Source organism: Paenibacillus marchantiophytorum (assembly GCF_014640555.1).
Lineage (GTDB): Bacteria > Bacillota > Bacilli > Paenibacillales > NBRC-103111 > Paenibacillus_E > Paenibacillus_E marchantiophytorum.
Window position 1 is genome coordinate 1 of the sequence record NZ_BMHE01000013.1, and the last position, 24902, is coordinate 24902.

The following is a 24902-nucleotide window of genomic DNA, read 5'->3' on the forward strand; positions in this document are numbered from 1 at the left end:
TGTAAATATAAACCTTATTATAAATTTTTTTGAATTTTCTCCTAGTCGGCATGTGCTCCGTAAAGGTGAATCAGCCGCTAAGGAGCACAATGCCTTATCATGTCATATATTTTGCAAAGCTTCTGGTAAAAGCGGCCTTCCGCGGAACGTGGTTCCTCTATTTCGTCTTTACACCTCCGAAATGGGGGGATCTACGCAGAATAGCGCCCCTGAGTTCCGCGAGAGTGAGTAATAAACCGTTTTGTCACAAATAACGAATCGTAGTTACTCCAACAGACGAAGGGCTGTCGCATGGACCAGAGATTCAGCATCGCCTAAGTTCTCAGCTACTTTCCTCTAAGCTGCATGCGCAGCATAAACAAACTGCCCCAAAAAGTCGTCAGACTTCCCAGGGCAGCTCGCGCTAGCTAATTTGTGCGTTGTACACATCTTCCAACTTCAGAACAGTTTCTTTGATATCATAACCGGCTTGTTGAACAGCACGAATTCTTGTCTCTTCCGGTACGGGATCACTCTGTATTGCCTTCATCAACCATTGCGCCCAGATGGCAGCTTCCTGTTCCAAACTCACGTATGTGAAAAAGCCTGCCTTCAGATTGGCTTCTCCCGGCAGTGTATCCGAGACGACACATGGAACTCCAGCAGCCTGCGCTTCCACCAGGACCATCGGTAAACCATCCTGAAACGTAGGAAGCACCAAGACATCCAGCTCCTGAAAAAACGCGGCAATATCTTCTTGCCGACCCAACAAATGGACGCGATTCTTAATCCCTTTTTGCTCGATGATTTCTTCAATTTGAGGTCGCAATGGACCGTCTCCGATTAATACAAGACGCGCATTCGGCATCCGGTACAGAAGTTCTTCAAAAATCTCAATCAAGAATCGATGGTTTTTCACAGCGCTGAACCTTCCAATATGACCCACAATCGGCTCATCTGTCTCGATAAGCAGTTGCTCTCGCAGCGCTGTGTGCTTCGCAGCAGACTTTGCATCAGACTTTGCATACTGACTAAGATCAATGCCATTGCGCAGCATTTTACTTCGCTGGTCATGCCCAGCTTGGAAACCAAGGGAGGCTTGATTGGCTGATGAGGAACTACCGAGCCAGTTGGTCGCGTTGTGACGGATCAGTTTCCGTCTCAACCAACGTGACATTTTGCCAGGGGACAACGAGAAGGCAACTTCACTTAGACTGTGACTATGAGCAATGCGAATGGGAATACCCAGCCATCTGGCCATGAATAAAATGAAGCCGCTCATATCCATAGCATGTGTATGTATCGCATGAAATGGGCCATGTAATTGTATAATCGCTTTTAGATCATAAATGTAGCCTATCCAGCCTGTTTTGTAAGGCTTTTGCAGGTTGAAAATTCTACCGCCCAGAGCCCGTATCTCTTCATCATAATCGGAGGGGTTATGGGTATGAACAATGAAATCGAATTGAATTTTGGAACGATCGATATGCCGATACACTTTCATAATAAAGCTTTGCGCGGTATCCTGATTCATATGATTAATCTGATGCAGGATCCTTACCGGCTGATGGCTCAAGTCAATTCCCCCCTAAATAGACAATATCAACATGGACATCAAGCTCATTTTTAAAATAATCGTAATTATTACGAAATAAACGAGATTTTCGAAACAAAATGGGGAGCATAGTGGGGGAGTTGTGAACGAAAGTACATCATATGTAAACGCTGTCTACCCTAAATTGTAGCATGATTTTCAGGCAATTCCTACCATAATATTAAAATTAGATTAAGATTAGATAAAATTTTTTTTATGTTTTTAACCTTAAATTTACAGCATATAGAAAAACATCAAGACCCTCCCTTTTCAAGGGAAATTCTTGATGTCATTTCGAGCGCATTGCAATTATACGACGGGATATCCTGGAGCATAGGGCGGATAATAAGGAGTAGGTGGATATGGATATGGATATGGATATGGATATGTCGAGTAAGGCGGATATGGATAATAGGGCTGGGTGGCACTCCACACATAAGGAGCTACAACCCATGGCAATAAATTATTTACGCCATCGAAGCCATTATGTGGAAACCAACCTGGTCCATGTCCTGGACCAAATCCAGGGCCTCCATGAAATCCAGGGCCACCAAAGCCTGGGCCACCAAAGCCATGACCAAAGCCTGGGCCACCAAGACCTCCTGGACCATGACCCAGTCCCCCTGGACCGCCGTGTCCTAGACCTCCCGGTCCACCGTGTCCAGGGCCGCCACCATGTACGGGTGGACGAAATTCTTGTTCGTTCGATTTCTTCATTGCTGGAATCACTCACATTCTTGTATAGGTTATTTGCCTAATACACTGTATGTGTGCGAATGCCTAGTTGGTGAATGGTTTTAAAGAAAATGGGCATTCGCCTTCCTTACTTCCCGCGTTATTTCCTTTTGAATTTCCAAACATCACAAAGGCCCACCAGAAAGATCAAAACCGTCGTCAACATAATAAACCTTAGATCCCAAGCATTCGGAAAATCATTCATTTGCGTTCCTGAGGAACGCAGAACTAATACAAATAAAAGAATCACCAAATCGAAAAACATACAATAGGCCATACGGGCTGACAGTTTGTGGAGGGGGAGTTTGTCCAATAGCTTGCCGAATCCAAAGATGTCTGACCAACGTGAGGATTCATTGGATTTTTTCTGGGAGGATGGATCCACTTGCCGATTATCACTCGGCTTCTGTCCGTCTTGCATCTCTTCGCCCAACTCCTTGCAATGACTCATGAGCGTCCAGCCACATCAGAATGGCTACAACGAAGCTAAAGACAGCTACGAAAATCCCTCCCAGATTGGACAGCAGCTTCATCTCCCATGTCATGATTAGAGCTAGAAAACTCACTAGAAACAATAGATACGAACCTGTTTTTTTCATTGAGTTTCCTATCATAATCTTATCCACCTCCTCTACTTGTCGTTAAGTTAGTATATGAAAGATTGATAGATTTGGTTCCCGCTGCAACCAGAGATAAGAGCCTTTCGAGCCTCTTATTCTGCGAAAATCCGCAGATAGAAGACTCCAAAGGCTCTTATTCATTCTCCAATGACTTGGCTTATCGGTTCAGCAAGCTGCCCACATAACGGAGCAATTCATTCGCACACACAGGGCAGTACCCATGCTCATCAATCAATTGCTTCGTCACATCATTAATTTTCTTCAACTGCTTCTCATCCGGCGTTTTCGAGGACGTTGTGATCTTTACAATATCCTTCAAATCAGCGAAAAGCTTCTTCTCAATCGCTTCCCGCAGCCGCTCGTGACTGCTGTAATCAAACTTCCGTCCCTTGCGGGAGTAAGAGGAAATACGAATGAGTATTTCTTCGCGGAAAGCTTTCTTCGCATTTTCAGAAATGCCAATTTGTTCTTCGATTGAGCGCATCAGGCGCTCATCCGGATCCATTTCCTCGCCAGTCAGCGGGTCCTTGATTTTCCCCCAATTACAGTAAGCTTCGATATTATCGAGGTAGTTGTCGAAAATCGTTCTGGCTGATTCCTCGAAGGAATAGACGAAGGCTTTCTGCACTTCTTTCTTCGCAATATCATCATACTCTTTGCGCGCCACCGAAATGAAGTTCAGGTAACGTTCCCGCTCATCTTTGGTAATCGACGGATGCTGGTCTAAGCCATCTTTGAGCGCCCGCAGAACATCTAATGCGTTAATGCACTGAAGATCTTGCCGAATCAAAGCACTCGAAATCCGGTTAATGACGTAGCGCGGATCAATGCCGCTCATGCCTTCTTCCTGGAACTCATTTTGCATTTCTTTCAGATCGGCCTCTTTGTAGCCTTCGACGATCTCTCCGTCGTACATCCGCATTTTTTTGACCAGATCCATGCCTTGTTTCTTCGTTTCTTTCAATCGCGTAAGGATGGAGAAAATCGCTGCATCCCTTAACGCATGAGGAGCGATGTGAATGTGCGACATATCGCTTTGACTGATCAGCTTGGCGTAGATTTTCTCTTCATCTGTGACCCTTAAATTATAAGGAATCGGCATGACGATCATCCGTGACTGCAGCGCCTCATTTTTCTTATTCGAAATAAATGACTTATATTCCGTTTCATTGGTATGGGCAATGATCAATTCATCAGCGCTAATCAATGCGAACCTGCCTGCTTTAAAATTGCCCTCCTGGGTGAGCGACAGCAAGTTCCAGAGGAACTTTTCATCGCATTTCAACATTTCCTGAAACTCCATGATACCCCTGTTAGCCTTATTCAGTTCGCCGTCGAAACGATAGGCACGCGGGTCCGATTCAGACCCGAACTCAGTGATGGTAGAGAAATCAATGCTGCCTGTCAGATCAGCGATATCTTGCGATTTAGGATCGGAAGGACTGAATGTTCCAATCCCGACACGGCCTTCTTCTGAGATAAAGACACGTTCGACCAAGACGTCTTCAATGCAGCCGTTATACTCTGTTTTCAAACGCATCTGGCAGGACGGGCATAAGCTTCCCTCAATTTTCACCCCAAGCTCACGTTCGATTTCGGGACGAAGCTCCAGCGGAATGAGATGCAACGGTTCCTCGTGCATCGGACAGCCTTTAATTGCATAGACAGCCCCTAAGTCTGTTTTGGCAAATTGCTCTAGCCCCCGCTTCAGCATGGTCACAATGGTTGATTTACCACCGCTTACAGGACCCATTAACAGCAATATACGCTTACGAACATCCAATCGACGGGCTGCGGAATGGAAATATTCTTCTACGAGCTTCTCAATCGAACGATCCAGACCGAAAATTTCCTGGTTGAAAAAGCTGTAGGATTTGTGCCCAGACTGGTCATTGATACCTTGCGATGCAATCATATCATAGACTCTGGAATGCGCGGTTCTGGCGAGCCCAGGATTTGTGCGAAGCAATTCTATGTACTCCGCGAACGTACCGGTCCAGCTCAATGAATCCTTCTCCGTACGATGCTCCGAAATTCTTTTGAATATGTCCATGGGTACCTCCTTTCACTGCTGCCTTTAAAATATAGGTCAGCTCGTGATGGTGAATTGTGTACTACAATCCTATGCACTCAAAGAACATAACTTGCCCGAAATTTTCAAGAGAATTGGATTTGGAAATAAACGGAAGAGATCGCAAGGATGTTCCTTCACGTCATTGAAGGCATCCTCATAATCATTTTGGTTCCCTGCTCTGGCCAGCTTTCTATCCTTAGTCCATAAGCGCATATTCAAAGTCACTGTAGCCGGAAATCACAACGGTTTTAATATGAGGGAATTCCTCATAAAAGATTTTGCATAGCTCCAGTCCGTCCATTTTCGGCATGCGAACATCCGTCAACACAAGATCAGGCTCTGAAGCACGAATTCGCTCCAAAGCAGCCTCGCCGTTCTCGGCCGTCTGAATTTTGGAGAAAGCCGGTGCGTATAATTCCGCCATCTTCAGCAACCCTCTGCGAATGACAGGTTCATCATCTACGATCAATACATGCATGTCCAGCCCCTCCTCACGCTTTTCGTACACCTTCTATAATCTCTATATCGTTTCCAACCGAGTTTGGGAGAAACGCCAAGTGATAGAATTGTAGGATATCCATTCTTCACTGTCTCCTGTCAGTTCTCCAGCATACTCGCCATCTGAATTTTGGGTAACCGTCAGCTTCCGCCATGTGTATTTCCCTGCTTCATAATCGAAGGATTCCCCATCATCCTCGTACAATAGTCCCTCGCCAGGCTCCGCTCCGAAATGAACAAGCTCTAGCGGAACTCGTGTTCCGGATGCCGGAACATGCGGCAAAGCAGGCGTCATTGGGATGACAGATCCGCTTTTAACAAAAACAGGAATTCGCTCTAAACCAGCTTGAACGCGAATGATGCAGCCCCCGGTATAGCGCTCCCCGGTCTCCAGCCCATACCAGATGCCTGCTGGCAGCAGCACCTCTCGTTCATCTTCCCCTTCTACCAGCGGAGCTACCAACAACGCGTCGCCGACCATATACTGGTCATCCCATTCTCTCACTTTCTTCTTGCCGTAAGCCGCATCTGTCGTATTCAACTGTTGCACCGCTTCGACAGCGCTCGCTTCGGCCTGAGCAATCTCAGAAGGAGAGATCACGAATGGCATAGCTTGGAAAGGAGGAATGCCTAGTTCACGATATCTGGCGAAAGCTGTATATAAATAGGGCAGCAGCCTCATCCGCAGCTTGATATAGTGGCGCACAACGCCCTCCACTTCCGGGAATGACCATGGCTTCGTACCATCGCCCCAAGCATTCAGCATGGCCAGAGGGGAGAAGCAGACGGTTTGCATACGACGTACCCAGTCTTCAGCATTCCTCGCTCTGCGCACTTCCGGTGTCCACAGATGACCGCTGAACGAGGAATTGCAAAGCGCCCGAATATATTGCTTATGCTCATAAAGATCCGAGTAAAGTACGTAAGGCATCGTGGATGCCGCAGCATTCGAAGCCCTCACCAGTCCGTAGGTTCTGCGATTTTTACTGCGAAACAGATCGTGTGTCATTTTCTGAAACATTAACCCATACATTTGCCGCATCTGTTCGCCGTCCAGACCCGATGGGAACTTGGCATGTCCTGGGAACATCCAGGAATTGTTAGTCAATTCACTGCCGTCGCATTCATCCAGTTTGTAACCGGACACCCCGATGTTCACATGCTGCTGCTCATGCTGCTTTGTGTACAGATTTGCCGCCTCCGTCAGGGAGTAGTCAGGCGCAAGCCCTCCCCAAACCGTATGACTGCCCGAAAGCGGCTTCAGATCTGCATACAGCTCACTCTTTGGAGATACGAAGGGATGCTCCCACAGATTCACGCGAAAGCCGTTTTGCTCCATTTTTTTCACAAATTGCTCAGGCTCAGGGAACCTGCTCTTCTCCCATTCATAAGTGACTGGATAGCTTTGGCTGTGCCAGCCTGGTTCCAGTCCGATCACATCGCACGGGAAATCATGAAGACGGAACTGCTCCGCCTCCTCCATGACCTGCTGCTCGTTATATAGCGTCGGAACGCGGTGCCAGAAGCCCAGCCCCCACAACGGAGGCAGTACGCCGCCGCCACAAAATAAATTATACCTGGACACCACGTCGGCAAGCGTAGGTCCACCAAACACATAGACATCTGCGCCTTCGGCTGGAAGTCTGATTTCCACACGTGAAGCGACCAGCGTTGCCCGCCATCCAAGATCGCTATTGCGATCGCGAATCTCTTCGCTCTGCGTGTCCTCCTGCTTCATCGTGGACCCGCAATACATCGTAACGATCCGCGCAGTATCCACCCAAACGCCATATCCAAGATCGCTGATATAGAAGGGAACCGGAGCATGCGTCTCACCCGTATCCTGCTTAGGATCGCTGTTCACGCGCAAATAACGGTTTCTTCCTCGTTGATTCATCCGCAGTAACTGAAGGCCTGTCCCATATAACTTCTCGGTGCGGTCCAACGGAAAGGACAGAATAAGACTGTCCCCAGCTTCCTCAAGCTGAATACGGTCCCAATCGAACGGTGGCGCCACCTGTGGCATTTGTTGCAAAGCTTTTTCTTGCGGCGAAACATTCATCCACGATAGTGGAGTGATCGACTGCGGTTTCTTGATCGTCAGGCGCCATACGCCTGGTGCTGATAACTGCCATGTCTTAGTATCCATGTCGAAATCTCCTTTCTTCTTATAGCGTCGGAACCTTAATTACTTGCGTTTGATTGGTTTCACTAGCCAGCTTTGCGTAGTGGACAAGCGCTTGGGTTTTCAAATAATCCCTGCCGCTCGTTTCTGCTTCGCGCCCCTCCTGAAGAGACGCCAGAAATTCAGTCCTGTTGCAAGGCTTCTTCGAGTGATGTGTAGAAAGGGAACGGATCGTCATTCATCTTCGCCTTCATTGTAGGATCCACCTCAACAACAGCTGCCAATAATCCTGTATCTCGCAGACGCTTGTACCAGCTGAATCCTGCAGAGCCCAAACCAACCAATATAGCCTTCATGGACAAATTACCTCCCTTGCCATAGAGATACTTACCTCTCCATCGCTTTGTTGCCTTCATTATAGGAATTATTCGATCAGTCAGATAGGATAAAATTAAGCTGGCATGTCATTTTTTACGATTTTAATCAAAAAAACTGGCTCAATCTTAAAATCAGTGCTTGACGGCTAAGTCCCCATGCGATGCCGATTGCACTCCAGTAGAATACCGAGACATTACTTTCGTCGATCATGGACAATTTCAAAGCCTATACCGAACAAAACTAATCATCGCGAAGAAGACGCCGGGTAAGGTGCCCTGCGTCTTCCCTTGTTAATCCAAGTATGAGTGCGCTCTCCGTTATCCTTAACCTTGAGCTGCATCCGTGTTCATGTAGTTGATTGCCCACATATGGCCGTCCAAGTCCTCGAAGGCCCAATGATACATGAATCCATAATCCTCAGGTTCTTCGTACGATTTCCCGCCCAAGGAGACCGCAGTATTCACGATTTCATCCACCTTTTCTCGGCTCTCGAAGGCCAATGCGATCGTCATTTGCGCATACTTTTCCGTATCAACAGTTTCCTTCTGCGTGAGCGACTTTAAAAGTTCTTTGGTGAGCAGCATAACCTGCAGGTTGTCGCCGATCACGATGGCTACCGACTTCTCATTCTCGGGGAATTGCGGGTTGAGCTCGAATCCGAGTCCGGTGAAGAACGCCTTCGATTGTTCTACGTTGTTTACAGGCAGATTGAAGCTCGTGAATGTGGACATTAATGCCATTTTTAAACACCTCATCGTCAGATTGGTTTGTTGTCATTGATGCCTTCGTATATTTAGACGAAAGCCGATCCGGGAATTCATCGGTCTACTTGATTCCTGTTACTCTTGTATTGTTGTAATTCCCCAACCACAACAAAAGGAATAAGCAGATGCAAACCCAGTATATCAACGAACTTCTCAACATACCAGAGTTACACGTAAGCCAGATTCTGTTTGTCGATCACAATGAACTTCATATCGACGCCACTCCCGTCGCCCATCTTCAAAGCCGCCCGATCTGCCTGTCGGTGCAGCACGTGATTAAGCACTGATTTTAAGGTTGAGCCAAAAAACTACGACAGTATAATTAACTACCATTTTATCCAATTTTTTAATCGCTATAAATCCCGGAAAACAATGGGACCAGCGATTAATCAGTGTTGTATTCCACAAAAACAAATAAGGAACTCAGTTATAAGTTAGTTAATTGTTCTGTCTTCTGTAGGAGAAAGAAAAAAAGACTACAAACACTAGGGGTTCCTCCCTTAGATGATTGCAGTCTTTTTTTCATTTGAATGGTTCCGCATTTGGGGCATCCATAAAGTTCAACTGTTATTTTGCGTGAATTTTCCTTGGTCGTAAAACGAGCGTGAGAATCATTAGGCTCAACTTGTACATTAATAAAGGGTTGATCTAGTTCTATTTCAGTACCATATCCACACGCAAAACATTTAAGTACACTTGGATTCATAAACTAAGTCATCTCCAGTTTCTATTTTGAGCATATAGTTCTTTAGCATGATAGATAATTTCATAATCTGCTGTAACATATGCTAATCCTGATTTAATATCCTCATTCATCAGGGTGACAACGAAACCGATTAAGTGAACTGTGGGACGCTATTTTGGCAAAAAGTAAGCATGCGAGGGTAGTACCGGAACTACAGGGTATTATTTCCAAGAAAAGCGCTGAAATTTCCCCGCGAGCAGCCAAATAGCGCCCTTTAGTTCCCTCAACCGCTCGATAAGGGCACTTTGGGCTGGAATAGCGCCCTGTAGTTCCCTCCCCCCCGCCGCGCGAGGTACTGGAGTAACTCCGCGTTCACTCCCAAACCTCTATATTCTAGCAAAAAAGCCCTTTGCTCCGAGGAACACAGGTTCCTGAAAGCAAAGGGCCATTCATAGCCAAATATTCATGAAATAAGTACCTACAGCAAACGCTGCAAGCGCAAAATCGTGAAGCGGTTGCGCACGAACAGCGCATCCTGCAGCGAGGCTGCCACCAGCTCGGGTTCTACGCCGAGCTGGTCTGTTGTCAGCGGTCCTTGCACTGCCGCGAGCCATGCGCTCAGTTGCTCGGGTGCCGGGACCGCCCGGGCGATGGCTTGCACATCGCCCCACTTCTGCACGATGCGCGCCTGCAGCGCCTCCGCGCCTCCGCACGCTGCCCTTGCCATGCGCCGGGAAGTTCTCGGCGATGTCCTGCTCGGCAATGTCCTGCTCGGCCATGACAGCACCTCCCTCTTCCAACATGTACGTACAACTAAATCTATCCCTATTCCAGCAAAATACATGCTATAATGATAAACATTCTGACTGCTTATTCGCAGTAAGAGGAGACGTTTACATTGCCTATCCAAACAGAAACGGAGCTCTACGCTCCGATTAAACAATACTTCGAACAACAAGGTTACACCGTTCGCGCAGAAATTAAGCATTGCGACTTGGTTGCTATCCGCGGCGATGAACCGCCTCTCATCGTCGAACTCAAAAAAAGCTTCAACATTCCTCTGCTGGTGCAAGGGATTGAACGCCTGCGTTTGACCGACCAAGTTTATGTCGCTTTTGAGCTTCCCAACAAAGGGCGCGCGCCCCATCGGCTGCAATGGGAAGATGTCCGTCGGCTTTGCCGGATGCTCGGTCTGGGCGTCTTAACCGTCCAATTCTACAAACGCAAAAAGCCCGCAGTTGACCTCGTCTGCGAGCCTACTCCCTATATGCTGCGCTCGAACAAGCGAGCTGCGCTGCGAGTCGTGAATGAGTTTCATGAACGCAGCGGCGATTACAATGTTGGCGGCAGTTCCAAGATGAAGCTCATGACCGCCTACCGCGAGAAATCCTTGCACTGCGCCTACCTCATGCGAGAGCACGGTCCGCTAAGTCCACGGCAATTGCGTGACTTCACCAGCAATAAAGCGGTAAGTTCCTTGCTGCAAAAAAACTATTACCGCTGGTTTATTCGGCAAAGCCGCGGCATCTATCATCTCACGCCGAGCGGAGAACAAGCCTTGAGCGAATATGCGCATGTGCTGACAGCCTTTGCAATTCAACAACCAGCGATTCAACCCTTTAGGAGTGAACGATGACACGGTGCGCGTTCGCTTCTTCTTTCATCATCAGCAGCGCTTTATTCATCCATATCGCGGCCTGTGCGCCTTCCCCCATCGCAATAGTCACTTGTTCAGCATGAACACCCACATCACCTGCTGCCCATACGAAAGGCACACTTGTCATTTTGCTCCGCGAATCTGTGATAATATGGCGATTTTCCATGCGTTCTGCCCCAAGCTGACGTGCGAGATCAGACTTCACTTCATTGCCGCCAAACGCGACAAACCCACGTTCCGCTGCAAGACTTTGCCCACTAGCCAAGACAACACCGCCAAAAATGCCTTTTCCCGCGGCAATCACTTCTTGAATATCCTCGGCCCAATAAGCAATTCCATGTTGCTCCATCTGTTCAAGCAGCTCTTTCTGAACCACGCGCTGCCCATGGTTCACATAAACCAGCTTGTCCGTCCGCGAACTCAGTTTCAAGGCCATTCCCGCGCCCACGTCGCCTGAACCCATAATGATCGTTTGCTTATTTTTGATCTCATAGCCATCGCAATCGGGACACACATAGACCGTTAAACCAAGGCATTCCTTCAGCTTTGGCAGCTCAGGCAGAGGATCCATCAGCCCTGTTGCCAGCAGTACGGTCGGCGCCTCGTACCCTTTGCCGGACTTCCCCCATAGTTCAAAACCGTCGCCAGGTTTCCCTTTCTTTACAGCTTGAACGACTTCATCTTGGATAAAAGCGACACCGAGCTTCTCTGCTTGAAGCCTGCCCAATCGGCGAAGCTCATTCCCCGATATGCCGTCTGGCCAACCCAATAGATTATGATAGCTTTGACAAAGCGTAGAGCGTCCATATCCGGCGTCAATCACGAGAACACGATGTTCATATCTGCCAAGCTGAATAGCCGCTTGCAGACCCGCTATGCCTCCACCTACGATCAGACTGTCGTATTGTTCCATAAACCTGCGTCCCTTCTCTCCTATCAACTAGTACTAGGATATCCGTGTTAGGACGCTTTCATGCTTATCTACCTATTCTTGATGGTCCAAACCAAGGCAATTTGTGTCAGCGAAGCCAACATGAGAATCCACGGAATCAAACCGCCATCCAAATCGCTCCCAAAAGTGATTAAACAAATAATTGAAATAACGCGGCCGACATTTAAGAAAAATTCGCGAACAACCACACTTTCAACCTTTAATTCTCCCTTTAGCGGCAGTTTGGCAATAAGGCCATAGTAATACCCCGTCATGGTATTCCCTTGCAGCGGTGAAAAAATGGAATATAAAATCATAAAGCCAACGACTGACCAAACATTGATGCTGCCAAGCAGTAAAGAAACGCCGACCAAGTAGCCAGCAGTCGATATAATGAGATAAAAGCGCGCTTTACTCGCATTCGCATATTTGGAGATGAAGATTCCGGTAACGATGCTTAAACTTGAATACAGCACTCCTAAGTAACCGACAATATCTTCCCGTGGCATGACTTTAAACAGAAGAATATTCGGCAAGAAAAGCATCGTGCCCTGCAGCAATCCAATACCAAAAAATCCTAGCAAAGCCTTGAGCCACGCCCGTTCTTTTTTCATAATGAGTCCGGTTAGCTTCAAATAATAGACTCTATGATGTCCGCTTGAGGCTTTTATTTTCAAAGAGATCAACGCCGCGAGCAAGAACATCACAAAAGCAATACCGAACACAATCGTATATCCGCTAAGACCGTCTTTTAAACGAATTATGAATCCGGCGAGTGCCGGTCCTGCCAGCGTCGCGACTGTAAAAAAGATCATGTTAAAGGCCAGATAACGAATCCGATTCTGCTCCGTAGACACATCGTACATTAAAGTTAGGTAGCCTACCCAATAAAACGCGGCGGCCAGACCGTTGAATATCGCAAAAAGCACATAATATTCGACTAATCGTTCTTGGGCAATAATGACGCTCAAATAAAATAAGCCCACCAGCATAATGCCAAGCCGATAAGAAACCATACGATCTTTCTTCTTGATCATCCAACCGCCAAGCGCAAAGCCGATCGGCGTCAGAATGTAAACAATCATGCTGTATGTACCATTGACTACAACACTATGTGTCAACCTCCATAAATACAAATTCAAAAAAACGCCCGACATGGAAGCGCCAAATTGAAAGGTAGAATGGATAATGAGAGAAATTACTGCCTCTGGTGATAGTTGTTTTTCTGGTGGAAGCGCATTCCCTCTACTTTGCAGCCAATTCCTAATTCTTATGTTCATCGTAGACCCCCAGTCGTCCTTTCTATTGTAACAGCCATCCCCGCTCCTGTTAAACAGCAAAAAGCCTCAGCATTGGCGCTGAGGCTTTGTTACCGCTCGTTAACAGCTTACTTCTTGAGGCTATCCCATGTTTTCTGGAATTCATCAAGCATTTGGTCCTTCGTATACTTCTTCGCTACATATCCTTGCATGATATCGCCGAATTTTTTACTGGACGCTTCGCCGCCTGGGAATTTGAACCAGTTCCAGCTAAGTGTTTTGCCAGCTTTGCTGTAAGCGATGATATCAGCTGCTAAAGGTCCAAGAACTTTTTCGTCAGCAGGAATTGTTTTGAAGGCTGGGATGAATTTGAATTCATCTGTGATGTATTTTTTACCGATATCGGAGCTTACCATCCAGTTCAGGAACTTCTTCGCTTCGTCTTTCACAGCCGAGTTTTTGTTGATAACCCAGTTGTTTGGAACGCCAACGAACAATTTATCATTGGAAGCAGCATCATCGTTGATTGGCATTGGCAAGAAGCCAATTTTGATGTCCGGATTTGTTTTGGAAATTTGAACTTGTGTCCAGTTGCCTTGTTGCGTCATAGCGGCTTTGCCTGTTGCAAAGTCAGTAACTTGGGTATTGTAATCTGTTTGCAGCGGGTTTTTATTGCCGTATTGCAACTGCAAATCAAACAGTTTCGCCCATTGGTTGAACACTTCGTTACCAGGAATTTTCGCTGTGCCTTTATTCAAACCATCAATGAAAGCATTCGGATCTTTCTGATAAGCAAACGGAAGGTTCACGAAGTGATTCCCTAGTACCCACCACTCGCCATAGCCTGTTTCAAAAGGAGTGATTCCTTTGGCTTGGAGCTTTTTAGCCGCATCTTCGAGTTGTGTGATCGTTTTTGGCAGCTCCGTAATGCCCGCTTTTGTGAACAGATCTTTATTGTATTGGAAACCATAACCTTCAAGGTTCAGCGGTTGACCATACAATTTACCGTTTTTGGTCATTGGCTCTTTGGCTACATCAACAAGATCCTTCACCCATGGTTGATCGGATAGATCTTCCAAGTTGTCAATCCATTTGTCGAGGTCGCTGAAACCACCGTTGTTGAAAATATCCGGTTTGTCGCCGGAGTTGAACTTCGCCAGCAAAGCTGCGCCGTAATCCGCGCCACCGCCAACTGTGTCAACTTGAATTTTCACGTTAGGGTTCAATTTTTGATATTCTTGCACTAATTTGCCCAATTGGTCAGCGATTTCCACTTTAAATTGGAACATTTTAATCGTTACTGGTTTGCCAGCAGCTGGAGTTGTAGTTGCAGCAGCACCCGTGGAAGCAGATGGTGAAGGTGTTGTTTCTGTTTTCTTGCCGCAGCCTGCAACAACCACGGAAAGTGATAATACAGCAGCCATACTGATCATCGTTAATTTTTTCATTGAGGTAAAGCCTCCCTTTTTTGTGTGTACTCAGCTTACCCTGATGACGATTGTTTTATTAGCTCGTTATCAGCTTATATTTGTATTGTAAACACTTTCTTAAACCCTTAACACGGACAATATTGAACATAAAGGTGGAAGATTTTGAACTTAATAGCAAATCTGTTAACCTTTTACGGAACCTGCTGTAATCCCTTCCACAATATGTTTCTGCATCGCCAAGAAGAAGAGAACGATAGGCAGTACACCTAGTGTCAAGCCAGCCAGAGCCAAATCCCATTGTTTCGTATACTGTCCAAAGAAGGAGAATGTAGCCAGCGGAATCGTTCTAAGATCCGGGTTGTTGAGCACCAGTGACGGCAGCAAGTAGTCATTCCAAATCCATAAGCTGTTCAGAATGATAATCGTGGTCGACATCGGCTTCAATAAAGGGAACACAATCCGCCAGAACACGCCATACGGTGAACAACCATCAACGGTAGCGGACTCCTCGATCTCCAGAGGAATCGATTTGATGAAACCATGGTATAAGAATACGTTAAGCGAGACACCGAATCCAAAATAACAAACGACCAAGCCCAGCTTGCTGTCCATCAGTCCAACTTGACTTGCTACGCGCACCAATGGGATCATAATCGATTGGAAAGGGATCACCATAGCAGCCACGAAGGCAAGAAAGACGAGATTGTTGAATTTGCTTGCTTTGCGCACCATGCGGTAAGCTGCCATGGAACTGATAATAACAAGCCCAAGGTTGCTAAGCACGGTAATGATCAACGAGTTCATGAAAACTGTAGGGAACTTCATGATCGTCCATACTTTCGTATAGTTGTCTAAGAATAGGCTTTTCGGCAATTTCGCCGTATTAGCGGCCAGTTCCGGGAACGTCTTGAGTGAGTTTACGATAACGAAGTAAAACGGAACCAAGAACAGCAGGGCAATCACGATACCCAGTACCTCGAGTGTAAACAGCCGACCGGAGTATTTTTTAACAGAATCCATTAGACTTCAACCTCCTTGCGTTTCGTATACATCACTTGGATGGTTGAAATAATGGCAACGACGACGAAGAAGATGAACGCTTTAGCCGTTCCCAAACCATAGCGATTATTCCGGAACGCTTCTTGATAAATGTTGATCGCCAGTGATTCCGTAGAGTTGAACGGGCCTCCTCTAGTCAAGGAGAAGTTCAAGTCAAACATTTTGAATGACCATGAGATGGTAAGGAACAGACAGACAGTAACCGCAGGCATGATCAGAGGAACAATGATGCTGCGAAGCACCTGCACACGACTCGCCCCATCAATATACGCGGCCTCAATCATATCCTTGGGCACATTGGACAGTGCTGCAATGTAGATAATCATGAGATATCCAGCACCTTGCCACACACTTACGATAACGATTGCCCAGAAGGATGTTGTTGCATCACCCAACCAAGGAAGTTCAAAAAATCCGATATGCGTAAGACTGCCCAGCGTCGCAAAACCTTTAACGAAGATGAACTGCCAGATGAACCCTAGCAGCAATCCGCCAATCACGTTGGGCATGAAGAAGATCGTCCGCAGAATATTACGGCTCTTCAAAGCCTGCGTCAGCAGCAAAGCCAATAAGAAACCTACAAGGTTCGTGAGAATCACGTTGGTAACTGTCATGCGAGTTGTAAACCAGAAGGCGTTGCGATAATCTTTGTCATCAAAAAGAATGTGCTTGAAATTATCTAAGCCATTGAATTTCACGTTTGTCGTAACGCCGTTCCATTCGGTGAATGAATAATAGATGCTCATGAAAAATGGAATTAAGACGATCAGGGTAAAAAAGACGAGTGCTGGGCCCACAAAGACCCACTGCTGCATAACTCCCGAGATGCCTTTATTAGTTTTCATGGGAATATTCCCCCTTACGTTTATGTAACTTTCTTTCATTATAAATTTCTAATTCACTCGAAAACACAGATTATCGTGATGCATTAGGTGGAATTTGTTGACCTCTCCTGCTACAATGTAGGGGAAAAACTCCAATAAGAAACCGAGTTGATACCCATTGATCCGTCACAGTATGCGCAATAAATTGATCCTTTTTTTGCTCATAGCGACCCTAGTCCCCTTCGTAACCTCGATCGTGGTATCCTATTTATTCACCAAGGAGAAAGTCACGGAAGACACGATCCGCACGAATTCAGCCCTCATTTCTCAAGCCAAAATGAACTTGCTCAATTACTTGAACGGGATTGTCCAAGCTTCCGCCACCATTTACACCGGCCAGCATCTATCCGAACTTGGACAGCTTTATGATATTCTGGAAAGAGAGCGCGACATTGATTACATGAGCGATAAAGTGATCAAAAGCGGACTGCAGGTCATGTCTCACTCCATCAAAGAGTTTAAGCAAGTGTATCTGTATGCTTCTGTCAGTGATCGCTCCTTCTTGTCCAGCAATGACTTCCAAGGCAGCCGGCTTGGCAAATATGAGGGGCTGCTGCCGTTTCCAGATAACCGAAGCATTTATTTCGAAACTACACACGAAAGTAACGATTACAATATTGCACTTAATGTGTATTCTGCTCCAACACCTGTCCTGTCTATGCATCGCAAACTGTTGTACTCCCCGAACAATACGTCCATCGGAGAGCTCATTATCGATTTCCAACTTGACCTAGTTTCTGAAATATCCCAAAGCTTATACACGCACGATGAAGAAGAATTGTACATTCTGGATGAAAATGGGCTTATCGTCTTCGGTCCCGACACCGCCAAGTGGGGGCTTCCGCTCGAAGGAAGCTGGGGCAACGAAGCCATCTACAGCAAACTTGATAAAGGCAGCTATGAATGGAGCAAAGGGGCCTACGCCGGCATTAACGTATATGAGAAAATGAAAACCGACTTTGTCGATTGGACGATCGTCAAACGTCTGCCTTACGAACAATTAACCAAAAATGCCAGACAATTAACACTTATCAATTCACTTATTTTAACTTTCTCGATGCTGATCGTAATTGCCGGGACGATCTATATCAGTATCCGGTTTACAGAACCGATCAAGCAATTAATTCGTTACATTACCCGTATCCAGGCCGGACAAGTTCAATTAAACCAGTTGACGACCGATATTGAATTGACCCGCACGGATGAAATGGGCATTCTAGCCAATCGCTTTCATACTCTCCTGCAGGATTTGAATCAAATGGTTATGCGTGAGTATCGGCTGGAGCTTGCTAATAAATCCAATCAGCTGATGGCCTTGCAGGCCCAAATCAATCCGCATTTTCTCAATAATGCGCTTCAATCCATCGGGACCTTGGCTTTGCAGCATGATGCGCCCAAAGTCTATGCCCTGATTTCTTCACTGGCCAAAATGATGCATTACAGTATGAATACCAATGAATCCGTCGTTCCTTTGCGTAAAGAGATCGATCATATCAAATCCTATCTGGAATTGCAGAAGCAGAGGTTCGAACATCAATTTGAAATTATCTACGAGGTAGAGGAAAGCACCAAGATGGTCCCCGTACCCAAAATGATCCTGCAGCCTTTGGTGGAAAACTATTTCAAGCACGGCTTCAAGCCTAGCGCCGAAACGACAGGCTTATTGCGCATCGAAGCTGCGAAGTATATAGAAGGTGAAGATGAATTCCTCAAACTGGTTGTCGAGGACAACGGCATCGGCATTTCCGAGGAGCGGCTTCGCGAGGTCACCAACAGACTGAATACCCCTTCCATCACGGAAGCGGCCTGTATTGGACTGAGCAATGTGTTAACTAGAGTCCGGTTATATTTCACGGATGACGCTAGTCTGGCTATTACACATGCTGAGCCCCAAGGTCTAAGGATTACTATCCATATACCCATGAAAAAGGGAGCTATTGAATGAAAGTTTTATTAGTCGATGATGAAAAGCATGTACGAGATGCCATTCGGTTGCTCGTGAACTGGCAAGAGCATGGCATAGAGACGATCTTGGAAGCTCAAGACGGTGAGTCTGCGACAGAGATGATCACGCAGCACCATCCCGAAATCATTATGACGGACATGATGATGCCGATCATGAATGGTGTCAAGCTGCTGGAGTGGCTGCAAGCTTATGCGCCTGATTCGAAAACCATTGTGATCAGCGGCCATGACGATTTCTCTTTGCTCAGGCATACCCTCAAATACGGGGGAACGGATTATATCTTGAAGCCTGTTGATCCCGATCAGCTGAATGAAGCTTTAGCCAAAGCTATTCAAGCTTGGCAGAAGGACGAGGAGCTGCGCCAAACCAATCGTGAACTGAATATTGAAATGAATCAAATTAAGCCCATGTACTGGGACAAACTGCTCTCCAACTTAATTGCCGAACCGTCCTCTTATGAGCAGGCCGCGGAGCCATTGGAGAAGGAACTTCATTTGACCCGTCCATTAAGCAACTGCCGCGTAGCGATTTTATCCCTCGATACGATGGAACGCAGTGTCAAAAATAAATTCAGCCAGAATATGGATCTGCTGCTCTTCTCCCTGATTAATATTTGCAATGAATTTCTCGTCAATGACAAGCGAGGATACGCCTTCCGTTATTGGAACAGCGACAACGAGATCGTCTTGCTGCTCTGGAAAGATCAGCCTGGGGCTGAAGCTTTTCTGGCCAAAATAAATGAAGGCATGCGCACCGCCCTGCATACCCGTGTAGATTTCGGCATTGGCAGTTCGCACGCCTTTCCTGCTGACTTAACCTTGTCCTATCAGGAAGCGCGCATTGCCTTGCGGCAACGCAATCTCAAAGCCAAGGAAACGTGGATTCACAGCACTTTGAAGCCAGCCGCCGCGCCGCAGCTTACGCTCACTTTCAGCCATTATGAAGAACGTATTCAATTAGCCATTCGCAGCGGCAATATCGCTCAGATTGAGCAAGCCATTCAACATTGGATGGATGCTGTCAAACAAAGCGATACCATTACACTTGAGCAGCTTGATCATTGGTGGCGAGAATACGGTGTGATGAAACGCCGTTGGATTCAGCAATTTTTCAAGGGCATCAGTGAAGAAAAGGTCAAAGAAATGCTGCTTGATGAGCCTGCAAGCCTCATCGTTCCACTTGATGAGCATGGCATCCTCTCTCTCTCTGTGTGGCAGCAGGAGCTGACTCGCAGCATCGTCCATCTGTCCAAGCTCATGCTTGAAAGTCAGCACAAGGACAAGAATGTTATTTTTGAAATTGCCGAGTTTCTGGAAAAGCATTATCACGAAGATGTGACACTGCAAGATATCGCAAGTCGCTTCTATCTGAGCCGCGAATACATCTCGCGGAAATTCAAGCAGGAATTCGAGGTCAATCTCTCGGATTATTTGGGCCAAATCCGCATGAGCAAAGCCAAGGTGCTGCTGCGCAACCCCCACCTGCGCATATCGCAAGTCGCTGAGATGGTCGGGTATCAAGATGAGAAATATTTCAGCAAAGTTTTCAAGAAATCAGAAGGCATGACGCCGAATGAATATCGAAAAAGCGCGAATTCCAGCTAAAATTCTGTAAAAAATATGGAATATGCTATACTATTAGACAGAGGTGATTTTCATGAACATGCCCATCGAAACGGCAACTGCGAATTCATTCCCGCGAGCTTCCAAAGCCGCAAAAGCAGGGAAGAAAACGTACGTCTACTTGTTTGTGGGCTGGGTCATGCTGATCGCAATCGGAGTGGCAGCAGCTATGATGTACACACAGCATTTGAAGCAACAAATGGCAACCGATATCGCACAGCAAACCCAGCAGCAATTGCAAGTAATTCAACAAGACTATCAAAAGCAAATAACTGGGCTCAAAGACAGTATGACAACCGACATGAAAGCTTTGCAGACCAAAGTAGATTCCCTGAATGAACTGCTCGCTTTCACGAAGGACAGCGCCAACAGCAAAACCGATAGCAGCAACCAACTCTACACACAGCTTGCTGAAGTGAAAAAGAAGCTGGACGATCTTCAGAAGAACCTGGATGTGTTAAAATAATGACAGCCATCCAACAAATTAATCGCGTTTTTCTTTTAGCTTGCGCACCTTTCCTTGGCATGCTGATTTGTCTGCTGTTCATCACGGTGAAGATCCCCATGGGACCGCTAGCAACCACGCTTTCGACAACTTTCAATTTTCACCAAGAGACGCTTTCACTCGATTCTAAGCTAACCAAAGCAAACAATGATGCCTTGCAAACCAAATCCGTCATTCAGCAATATTTCGATGTCTATGCGAAAAGCACGATTGAAGTCACTGCCCTGCTCCAGAATGCGGCTGCGCAAGCAGCAAAGCCCGGTCTTATTTATGACACGCGAATTACAGCTAAGCTCGGAAGCCCCATTCGGCAAGCTTCCTCAGGCAATATCGATCTCAAGTTATTCGCTTTGAGCGAAAGCAACTACAAAGGCTATGCGCTTAAAGTTAATCTCAAAAGCGACAAAGCCATTAAGCTCGTTCTGGGCAAGGATAAAATGGGATCAAGTGAAACCACCTTGGAGGCTGTGTCCCGTTATGGCGCTGTCGCAGGTGTAAATGCGGGCGGATTTGCCGATGATAACAAGGGCAAGCGGTATCCTTTGGACACTACGATCATGAACGGCAAATATGTGAATGGATTTTTCCCAACCAATAACGATACCACCTTCATTGGGCTGAACAAAGATCGCCAACTGATCGGCGGCAAATTCAGTTCACAATCGGAGCTGGACAAGTTGAATCCGCTGATGGGTTCAACCTTCGTACCTGTGCTTCTGAAAAACGGCAGCAAGACGTCTATCCCGTCTCAATGGCAGAGCTCCCCCGCGCGCGCGGCACGGACCGTGATGGCCAATTACAAGAACGATCAGCTCTTGTTCATCATCACAGATGGCGTGAATGAGAGCGGGAATTCGGGCGCCACGCTTGCCGAGCTGCAGGACAAGATGCAGCAGTTAGGCATTGTTGATGCCTATAACCTGGATGGTGGCGGATCGACTACCCTCGTTATGAACGGCAGCGTCATCAATCGTCCTTCCGATGGAAAACTGCGGCCGCTGGCGACAAACTTTTTGTTTTTCAAGTAATTGAAATTATTCACACATTTTTCGTTTCTTTTTTTGAGCTGGTTGGGTATAATAAGCCTTAACTATATGTGAGTTTGTCAATCCGTTTCGATCCTATAGGAGGTGCAGCAATGTTTGGTTTATCAACAACATTTTGGCTCGTTAACACCGTTTTTGTGCTATTTATCGTCGCTATGATGACGGCTTCCTATAACGAGGACAAAACATCAGGTCTATAAGACACGAAGAACCTCAATGCCCTGAAGAAGGGTATTGAGGTTTTTTTGTGCCTTATTTGACGCTTCGAGCCAAGCTTTCCCCATTCATGAAAAAAAGACTGTCCAAAGGTAAATAAACCTTCAGACCAGTCCTTTTATTTTTTCATCTAAGCTCTAACTTTGAGCACATTCATTTCAGCTACACAAACTCCGCAAATGTAACGCTCTTTGAATTCACTCACACTTTCCATGCTACCACAGAATACACACTTTGGACGGTATCTTTCTAGAATGATATGGTCACCCTGTACCAAAATTTCTACAGGATCTCCTTCATTCATTTGATAACGTTTACGCAATGATTTAGGTAGTACAATACGTCCCAACTGATCGACTTTCCGAACGACTCCGGCTGGCTTCATCATAGGACTTCACCTCTCTTCCGCTCTCGGTTTCCATGCTGGTTAACTTCCCCCAACATATCTATACAACTTGATACCGATTACTATTCGCCGTTTTTCAGGAAACTCCTTCTAAGATCATGCCGAAACTTTCTTTTCTTGTGAAAAATGTCGAACCCGACTTCTTTACACATAAAATCAGTGCTTAATCCAGGCCTGTGAAGCCGGTTTGCCGCAAACCTTCGTACAGCATAATCGCGGCAGAGTTGGATAGATTCAAGGATCTAACCGCATCTGACATCGGCAAGCGGAGCAGTGTTTCGGGATGTTGAGCCAATAGCTCCTCTGGAAGACCTCTCGTCTCTTTGCCGAAGACAAAGAAATCGCCATCCTGAAACGTAAAATCTGTGTAACGTTTCTGAGCCTTCGTTGTCGCGAAGAAAAACCGGTGCCCTTGATACTGCTCTAGCACTTCATCAAAGGAATCGTGATACTCTAGTTTAACAGAATGCCAGTAATCCAATCCTGCCCTTTTGAGTGTCTTGTCGTCCGTCTGAAAGCCAAGGGGTCTTACTAAGTGAAGATGCGTGCCGGTAGCTGCGCAAGTTCGTGAAATATTTCCTGTATTCGCAGGAATCTCTGGTTCTACTAGTACAATATGAAAAGCCATCTCTGTCAAATTCACCTCATTCTCTATCCTATTATATGCGAAACCGGAATGCAATTTTACACAGGGTTAACTTAATCTTAATATCTCGATGATAGAGCCCTGTCATAATAGAGATATCCTTCGATAAAAGGAGCCAAACCTTAATGAAAAAGAAGATCCTAGTTGTAGATGACGAACCTTCCATCTCCATGCTTATCGAATTCAACCTGAAGCTCGTCGGCTTCGAAGTCCATTGCGTGTTCGATGGCGAAGCTGTCTTTGATGCTATTCAAACCTTTCGCCCTGATCTCATTGTTCTTGATCTCATGCTGCCTAAGATGGACGGCTTTCAAGTATGTCGTAAACTTAGAAACCAGAATAACCTCGTTCCGATTATTATGTTAACGGCCATGCAGGATCTCACGGACAAAATTGCCGGACTGGATAACGGCGCTGATGATTACATGACCAAGCCCTTCTCGCCGCAGGAGCTCATATCCCGGATCCAAGCGATTCATCGCCGGATTCAAACCCTGCCTTCCATAACGGAACACGCGCCGATTACCATTGGCCAGATCGCAATCAAAGCGGATCAACGTGAAGTGACTGTGAACGGCTCCCCGATTGAGCTTACTCCCAAGGAATTTGAACTGCTGCTCTTCCTTTGCAAGCATCGCGGCAAGGTCCTCAGCAGGCAACAACTTCTGCATGGTGTATGGGACTATCATTTTCTCGGCGATACGCGGATTGTCGATGTGCATATCTCGCATCTGCGGGATAAAATCGAGCATAATGCGCGCAATCCCGAGTATATCATGACGATTCGCAATGTCGGCTACAAGCTGACAGAGCCGGCAGTCAAAGAATCCATCGGCTAATCGACAACACGGAAGAGGCTGCGCTCACGGTTTTTAACCTTGAGGCAGCCTCTTTATTTTATGAGGCGCTAGGTCCCCCTTCATCTGTTCATTGCTTACAACCTCCTAACCCTTAATCGCCCCGATAAGCGCGCCTTTCACGAAATATTTCTGAAGGAACGGATACACCAGCAGAATCGGTACCGTAGCCACCATAATCGTTGCATACTTTAACGTCACCGTAAGCATGGCTGAGGCGCCGTCTGAAGCCCCCAGATTGGAGCTGGCTTCCCCTTGCAGCAGTACTTCACGCAGCACTAATTGCAGCGGATAGAGCGAACGATCCTGCAAGAAGATCATTGCATTGAACCAGGAATTCCAATGGCTGACGCCATAATACAAGAGCATTACGGCAATAACCGGCATGGATAACGGAAGCACGATCCGGAACAGAATGACAAAGTCGTTCGCCCCGTCTATTTTGGCCGACTCCTCTAACGCATCTGGTATCGCTTCGAACGCTGTTTTCATCAGGATCAGATTAAAGGTATTGACCGCCTGAGGAATGATGAGGGCCCAAAGCGAGTCAACTAATCCAACACCTTTGACCGTCAGATAGAGAGGGATCAACCCGCCGCTGAAAAACATCGTAAACACGATAAACAGCAGGAGCGACTTCCGATAAGCCAAGCTTTTTCTAGATAAGGCATACGCTCCGAAAGCGGTAAGAATAATATTGAGGAACAGCCCTGCAAGTACGACGAAGAACGTGTTCCCATAGCCTTTGAGAATCATCGGGTTGCGAAATACATTGGTATAAGCATCGAATGAAAATCCGAGTGGACGCCATAGTACACCTTTGTGGCTCATCAGCGACCCGGCATCGCTCACAGAAGCGAAAGCCACATATACCAACGGATACACCGTTATCAGCATCAGTAACAGCAAGAAAATGGCATTGATCCAATCAAAACTTTTTTCTGACAGCGTCGTCCGATTCAACAT

At 46.5% G+C, this 24902-nt stretch carries 24 protein-coding genes; 6 read left to right on the forward strand and 18 right to left on the reverse strand.

The window, feature by feature from the left end:
- Positions 1–403: 403 nt before the first annotated feature.
- The 10 genes from IEY34_RS14455 to IEY34_RS14500 all read right to left on the reverse strand — a co-directional run bounded on the left by IEY34_RS14455 (position 404) and on the right by IEY34_RS14500 (position 10131).
- Positions 404–1555, reverse strand: coding sequence for a glycosyltransferase (locus IEY34_RS14455; RefSeq protein ID WP_189012586.1), 1152 nt, complete (start codon positions 1553–1555; stop codon positions 404–406).
- 327 nt (positions 1556–1882) lie between these two features.
- Complete coding sequence (locus IEY34_RS14460; protein WP_189012587.1) at positions 1883–2290, reverse strand: hypothetical protein; 408 nt, start codon at positions 2288–2290, stop codon at positions 1883–1885.
- A 413-nt stretch (positions 2291–2703) separates the two neighbouring features.
- Positions 2704–2922 (reverse strand): hypothetical protein, encoded by a 219-nt coding sequence (locus IEY34_RS14465; RefSeq protein ID WP_189012588.1) that lies wholly within the window; start codon positions 2920–2922, stop codon positions 2704–2706.
- A gap of 163 nt (positions 2923–3085) precedes the next feature.
- Positions 3086–4981 carry a PrkA family serine protein kinase gene (locus tag IEY34_RS14470; protein WP_189012589.1) on the reverse strand — a complete coding sequence of 632 codons (1896 nt, stop codon included), beginning with the start codon at positions 4979–4981 and terminating at the stop codon, positions 3086–3088.
- A 217-nt stretch (positions 4982–5198) separates the two neighbouring features.
- Positions 5199–5480 carry a response regulator gene (locus tag IEY34_RS14475; protein ID WP_189012590.1) on the reverse strand — a complete coding sequence of 94 codons (282 nt, stop codon included), beginning with the start codon at positions 5478–5480 and terminating at the stop codon, positions 5199–5201.
- A gap of 42 nt (positions 5481–5522) precedes the next feature.
- Positions 5523–7649, reverse strand: coding sequence for a TIM-barrel domain-containing protein (locus IEY34_RS14480; protein ID WP_189012591.1), 2127 nt, complete (start codon positions 7647–7649; stop codon positions 5523–5525).
- 158 nt (positions 7650–7807) lie between these two features.
- Positions 7808–7981 carry a hypothetical protein gene (locus tag IEY34_RS14485; protein ID WP_189012592.1) on the reverse strand — a complete coding sequence of 58 codons (174 nt, stop codon included), beginning with the start codon at positions 7979–7981 and terminating at the stop codon, positions 7808–7810.
- Between the two features lie 345 nt (positions 7982–8326).
- Complete coding sequence (locus tag IEY34_RS14490; protein ID WP_119149554.1) at positions 8327–8743, reverse strand: VOC family protein; 417 nt, start codon at positions 8741–8743, stop codon at positions 8327–8329.
- Between the two features lie 451 nt (positions 8744–9194).
- Positions 9195–9473 (reverse strand): hypothetical protein, encoded by a 279-nt coding sequence (locus IEY34_RS14495; protein WP_189012593.1) that lies wholly within the window; start codon positions 9471–9473, stop codon positions 9195–9197.
- A 457-nt stretch (positions 9474–9930) separates the two neighbouring features.
- Complete coding sequence (locus IEY34_RS14500; RefSeq protein WP_189012594.1) at positions 9931–10131, reverse strand: hypothetical protein; 201 nt, start codon at positions 10129–10131, stop codon at positions 9931–9933.
- A gap of 219 nt (positions 10132–10350) precedes the next feature.
- Here IEY34_RS14500 and IEY34_RS14505 point away from each other — a divergent pair, with 219 nt between their 5' ends.
- A complete protein-coding gene (locus IEY34_RS14505; RefSeq protein WP_189012595.1) occupies positions 10351–11088 on the forward strand; it encodes a DUF2161 domain-containing phosphodiesterase in 738 nt (245 codons plus the stop codon).
- On the opposite strand, the gene IEY34_RS14510 is transcribed toward IEY34_RS14505, so the two are convergent.
- From IEY34_RS14510 to IEY34_RS14530, 5 genes are all read right to left on the reverse strand, one after another.
- Complete coding sequence (locus IEY34_RS14510; RefSeq protein WP_189012596.1) at positions 11072–12022, reverse strand: NAD(P)/FAD-dependent oxidoreductase; 951 nt, start codon at positions 12020–12022, stop codon at positions 11072–11074. The genes IEY34_RS14505 and IEY34_RS14510 overlap by 17 nt on opposite strands.
- A gap of 68 nt (positions 12023–12090) precedes the next feature.
- A complete protein-coding gene (locus IEY34_RS14515) occupies positions 12091–13320 on the reverse strand; it encodes an MFS transporter (RefSeq protein WP_189012597.1) in 1230 nt (409 codons plus the stop codon).
- A 107-nt stretch (positions 13321–13427) separates the two neighbouring features.
- A complete protein-coding gene (locus tag IEY34_RS14520) occupies positions 13428–14747 on the reverse strand; it encodes an ABC transporter substrate-binding protein (protein WP_189012598.1) in 1320 nt (439 codons plus the stop codon).
- Positions 14748–14912: 165 nt separating this feature from the next.
- Entirely contained in the window at positions 14913–15749 is an 837-nt protein-coding gene (locus tag IEY34_RS14525) for a carbohydrate ABC transporter permease (RefSeq protein ID WP_189012599.1), read from the reverse strand.
- Positions 15749–16633, reverse strand: coding sequence for a carbohydrate ABC transporter permease (locus IEY34_RS14530; protein ID WP_189012600.1), 885 nt, complete (start codon positions 16631–16633; stop codon positions 15749–15751). The genes IEY34_RS14525 and IEY34_RS14530 overlap by 1 nt, the downstream gene beginning before the upstream one ends.
- 157 nt (positions 16634–16790) lie before the next feature.
- Here IEY34_RS14530 and IEY34_RS14535 point away from each other — a divergent pair, with 157 nt between their 5' ends.
- The 4 genes from IEY34_RS14535 to IEY34_RS14550 are packed head-to-tail and all read left to right on the forward strand — an operon-like array spanning position 16791 to position 21793.
- A complete protein-coding gene (locus IEY34_RS14535; protein ID WP_189012601.1) occupies positions 16791–18617 on the forward strand; it encodes a sensor histidine kinase in 1827 nt (608 codons plus the stop codon).
- Positions 18614–20242: a response regulator gene (locus IEY34_RS14540; protein WP_189012602.1), complete on the forward strand. Its 1629-nt coding sequence runs from the start codon at positions 18614–18616 to the stop codon at positions 20240–20242. The genes IEY34_RS14535 and IEY34_RS14540 overlap by 4 nt, the downstream gene beginning before the upstream one ends.
- A 52-nt stretch (positions 20243–20294) precedes the next feature.
- Entirely contained in the window at positions 20295–20726 is a 432-nt protein-coding gene (locus IEY34_RS14545) for a hypothetical protein (protein ID WP_189012603.1), read from the forward strand.
- On the forward strand, positions 20726–21793 hold the full coding sequence (locus IEY34_RS14550) for a phosphodiester glycosidase family protein (protein WP_189012604.1): 1068 nt from the start codon (positions 20726–20728) through the stop codon (positions 21791–21793). Before IEY34_RS14545 ends, IEY34_RS14550 begins: the two co-directional genes overlap by 1 nt.
- A 364-nt stretch (positions 21794–22157) precedes the next feature.
- Here the strand turns inward: IEY34_RS14550 and IEY34_RS14555 are convergent, their stop codons facing one another.
- Positions 22158–22412 carry an AbrB/MazE/SpoVT family DNA-binding domain-containing protein gene (locus tag IEY34_RS14555; RefSeq protein WP_189012709.1) on the reverse strand — a complete coding sequence of 85 codons (255 nt, stop codon included), beginning with the start codon at positions 22410–22412 and terminating at the stop codon, positions 22158–22160.
- A 184-nt stretch (positions 22413–22596) separates the two neighbouring features.
- Complete coding sequence (trmL, locus tag IEY34_RS14560; RefSeq protein ID WP_189012710.1) at positions 22597–23061, reverse strand: tRNA (uridine(34)/cytosine(34)/5-carboxymethylaminomethyluridine(34)-2'-O)-methyltransferase TrmL; 465 nt, start codon at positions 23059–23061, stop codon at positions 22597–22599.
- Positions 23062–23204: 143 nt separating this feature from the next.
- Between trmL and IEY34_RS14565 the strand changes: the two genes are divergently transcribed.
- The gene (locus tag IEY34_RS14565) at positions 23205–23918 is read left to right on the forward strand and encodes a response regulator (RefSeq protein WP_189012605.1); all 714 of its coding nucleotides are present in this window, start codon (positions 23205–23207) and stop codon (positions 23916–23918) included.
- 105 nt (positions 23919–24023) lie between these two features.
- Here IEY34_RS14565 and IEY34_RS14570 read toward each other — a convergent pair whose 3' ends face one another.
- Positions 24024–24902, reverse strand: a complete 879-nt coding sequence (locus IEY34_RS14570) for a carbohydrate ABC transporter permease (protein ID WP_189012606.1) — start codon at positions 24900–24902, stop codon at positions 24024–24026.